The organism is Gordonia sp. (in: high G+C Gram-positive bacteria) (assembly GCF_012515855.1).
Classification (GTDB): Bacteria; Actinomycetota; Actinomycetes; order Mycobacteriales; family Mycobacteriaceae; genus Gordonia.
On record NZ_JAAYXO010000244.1, the window covers coordinates 1 to 3,821 of the forward strand.

Genomic DNA, 3,821 nt, shown 5'->3' on the forward strand with positions numbered 1-3,821 from the left:
CGCGACACCGGACACCCAGGAGGCGTCGGCCTGCTCGGCGTGATGCAGGGCGCTGCGCAGCACCAGACCGCCCATCGAGTGTCCGATCAACACGATGCGCTCCACCGGGACGGGCCACCGCTCCACCAGCTCACCGATTAACGACGCGAGTGCCAGCCCGTTCACCGAGATGCGCCTGCCGGTGTTGTAGCGGACAAAGAGCGGAGTGAACCCGTGCGTCCCGAGCACCTCGTCGTAGTGCGGCCCCTCCCCGAAGGCGAAGGTGTGCTCGGTCCCCATCAGACCGTGAGCCAGGACGACGATCGATCCCGTCGCGCCCGGATAGGCTGCGGCGACGTCCTCGGGAGCCACTGACACCCCGTCGACACGCACGCTGACCCCCTCCTCGACGAGGACCGAGCGCCGCGCGGCGAGGTCGTCGCCGATCAGTCCGGCCACGGCGCCGATCGCACCCGCACCCAGCGGTGTCTCCGACGGCGGTGCCGCCAACGGCAGATCCGCCACCCGCTCGCCCACCGCCGCCGCGATGGCCGCGGTCGACTGCACCGTCCGGTACACGCCGTCGGTGATCGCATCGTGGATCACCTTCACCGGCAGCGCGGAACCTCCGACGAAGAGGCCGACGGCGCCGAACACCCGGTCGGAGACGCCTCGATGGGTTCGGTGCACGCCGCCCGCGGCTCGGCTCGACTCCCGTAGGGCGAGCCCGACGAGTTCACGTACCTCGCTGCGACGGCGTTCGGCTGAGATCACAGAATTGAGAGTACATCCGTTCTCTCAATTCTGTGGTGATCACAGGCCTCACCCGCGGACGATCGCCCCCAGCTTCGCGAAGGTGTCTTCCCACCCGTGCACCGCAATGGCGTCGATGCCCAGGTCGGCGACGGGGCGGTCGTTGCCGCCCTCGTCCAGGCGGTCGCCGAAGAACAGGATGTCGTCGAGATCGAGTCCGAGGATCTCCATCAGGCGACGCGCGCCGTAGGCCTTGTCGATGCCCTTCGCGGTGATGTCGACCGAGGTCGATCCGCCGCTGCGAACCTCGAGATCGGTCAACCGCTCCGCCGCGTAGGCGCGCAACGACTCCTTCTTGCGGCCGTCGGGATCCCACGCGGCCTTGGCGTCGACCGGCGCCGACTGACCGAGCGCGGAGAACGTGACCTGACTGCCGCGGTCCTCCAGGATCGGCCCCCAGGTCTGCTCTTCCCAGAGCCCGAGTTCGCGCGCTCCTTCTTCGACGACGGCCATCGCGCGCGACTTCTGATCCGCGGAGAGGTCCTCCGCGTACACGGTGTCCCAGGCGTCACCGTTCCAGCGGATGTAGCGGGTGCCGTTGGTGGGCATCAGGTGCAGATTGGCCCGGTCCGGGAAGTCACCGAGCCGGTCGAGCACCTGCGACTGGAACTGACCGTACTGACCGCCGGAGATGATGCAGCCGAGGCTGCCCGAGAGCAGTTCGCGGAACAGCTCGACCATCTCGTCGCTCATCGCTGTCTTCGACGGCGCCAGCGTGTCGTCGAGGTCGAACATGACCAGCTGATAGGTCTTGCCATTGTGCGTGACGGACACTTGCCCACCCTTCCGTTTGTTGTGCGGCACGAAGTGTAGCCCGAGCAGCGCATTCCGACGATCTCGGACTCGACGTGGCTACTCGCCGATCACCCAGGCGAAGGCTTCGGCCTTCGACCGCGCACCCTGCGCCGTCCGCGATCGTGACTGCTCGTCGACGTCGGCCAACAGGTGTTCGCCCGCGCGGACGAGGTCGGCGAGCACCGTCGGCGTCAGACAGTCGGGTCGGGTGGCGAAGAGCAGATCCTCACTCGCGGTGTTGCCGCTGGCGCCGGGCGCGAAGGGACAGCCGCCGAGACCGCCGAGCGCGCCGTCGACCAGCGTCGCTCCGCCGTCGGCTGCGGCGAGAGAGTTCGCGACGCCCATCCCCCAGGTGTCGTGACCGTGGAAGACGAGGCGGCGGTCGCGCGATTCCACGGACGCGAACAACTCCCGCACCTGCCTCGGGTGCGCCTGACCGAGGGTATCGGCCAGCACGACGTCGTCGGCATCGGCGGTTCGCGGATCCGCGACGATGCCGCGGACTCGGTCGGGGTCCACCGGACCGTCGAACGGGCAGGTGAACGCGGTCGCGAGGCACAACTGGATCCGTCCGCCGATCTCCTTGGCGGCAGCGATCGCCTCCGGCATGGCGGCCACGCTGTCCTCCGTCAGTCGACCGATGTTGGCCTTGTTGTGAGCGTCGGACACCGACAGGCAGTACTGGAAGTTCCGCACCCCCGCCGCAGCGGCTTTCACCACGTGCCGAGGGGTCGCGACCCACACCCAGCAGCGGTCGAGTTCCTCGGAGGTCAACTGGCCGACGATGTCGAGCGTGCCCGCCATCGGCGGAACCAGATCCGGCCTGGCCATCGACCCGATCTCCAGCTCCGGGACCCCCGCGGCGAGCAGGGTGCGGGCGAGTTTCACCCGCACGTCGACGTCAAGGACCTTGCCCGTGAGCTGCAGTCCGTCGCGCAAGGTCACATCACGCAAACCCACCCGCGAGTAGTCGATCATCGGGAGCCTCCCAGGAAGCGCCGGCGGATCTCGTCGGTGTGCTCACCGAGGTCGGGGCCCACCGAACGGATGGGCAGCGAGGCGTCACCGAGCACGGGCACGATGCCGGGGAAACCGACCGTGCGCGGGGCGTCGCCGCCGGCGTCGACCTCGAACTCCTGAACCATGTTGCGTGCCCGGTACTGCTCGTCGGCGATGATGTCGGCCGCGGTGTAGATCGGCCCCGCCGGCACCGCCGCGGCGTCGAGCGCGGCGAGCACGTCGTCGCGCGAGCGCGCTCCGGTCCACTCCCCGATCGCCGCGTCTATCTCGTCGCGGCGTCGCCAGCGGCCGTCGTTGGTCGCGAGGTCCGCATCGTCGGCGAGATCGGCGCGACCGATGGCGCGCATGTACCGAGGGAAGATCGCGTCGGCGTTGCCGGAGATGACCACCGAACTGCCGTCTTCGCAGAGGTAGCCGTTGGACGGCGCGATGCCCTCCATCCGACCTCCCGTGCGCTCACGGGTGACGCCGTAGGCCCCGAGGTCGGGCACCAGCGACTCCATCATCGAGAAGATCGCTTCATTGAGCGCGACGTCGACGATCCGCTCCGACAGCGGCAGCGACGTGTGGCTCTCGTCCCGTCGACGGAGCCGTTCGTACAGCGCCATCACCGCGCCGAAGGCGCCGTAGAGCCCGGCGATGGAATCGCCGATCGAGACTCCGACGCGCACCGGGGGACGGTCGGGATCGCCGACCAGCTCGCGAAAACCGCCATAGGCCTCGGCCACCGCGGCGAATCCCGGGCGCTCGGCGTAGGGGCCGGTCTGGCCGAACGCGGAGATGCGGACGAAGATCAGGTCCGGGTTGGCCTCACTCAGTTGCGCGGGCCCGATGCCCCACTTCTCCAGCGTGCCGGGCCGGAAGTTCTCCAGCACGATGTCGCACTGCGCGGCGATGGCCTTCACATCGGCGCGACCTTCGTCGGTTCGCAGGTCCAGCACCACCGACTTCTTGTTCCTGTTGATGGTGCGGAACAGCATCGACGTCTCGCCGTCGTACAGCCGCCAGTTGCGGAGTTCGTCGCCGGTCTCCCGTTCGATCTTGATGACCTCGGCGCCGAAGTCGGCGAGCATGCGGCCCGCGGTCGGGGCGGCGATGTAATTGCCGAGCTCGAGGACGCGGACGCCCGCGAGGGGAAGGTGAGGTGTCGATCGGGAAGCCACGTCCCCCAGCTTATTACCCGCCGGCCCAGCACTGTCCGGATCACTCACCCC

Annotated in this window: 3 protein-coding genes and 1 pseudogene; all 4 read right to left on the reverse strand. The window is 68.8% G+C overall.

Going from position 1 to position 3,821, the window contains the following annotated elements:
* A pseudogene (locus tag GX543_RS17430) lies at nucleotides 1-753 on the reverse strand (alpha/beta hydrolase); the annotation flags it as partial.
* 48 nt (nucleotides 754-801) lie between these two features.
* A complete protein-coding gene (locus GX543_RS17435) occupies nucleotides 802-1,566 on the reverse strand; it encodes an HAD-IIB family hydrolase (protein WP_290853754.1) in 765 nt (254 codons plus the stop codon).
* Nucleotides 1,567-1,644: 78 nt separating this feature from the next.
* Complete coding sequence (locus GX543_RS17440) at nucleotides 1,645-2,565, reverse strand: hydroxymethylglutaryl-CoA lyase (protein WP_290853756.1); 921 nt, start codon at nucleotides 2,563-2,565, stop codon at nucleotides 1,645-1,647.
* Nucleotides 2,562-3,779, reverse strand: coding sequence for a CoA transferase (locus GX543_RS17445; RefSeq protein WP_290853758.1), 1,218 nt, complete (start codon nucleotides 3,777-3,779; stop codon nucleotides 2,562-2,564). The genes GX543_RS17440 and GX543_RS17445 overlap by 4 nt, the downstream gene beginning before the upstream one ends.
* Nucleotides 3,780-3,821 lie beyond the last annotated feature (42 nt).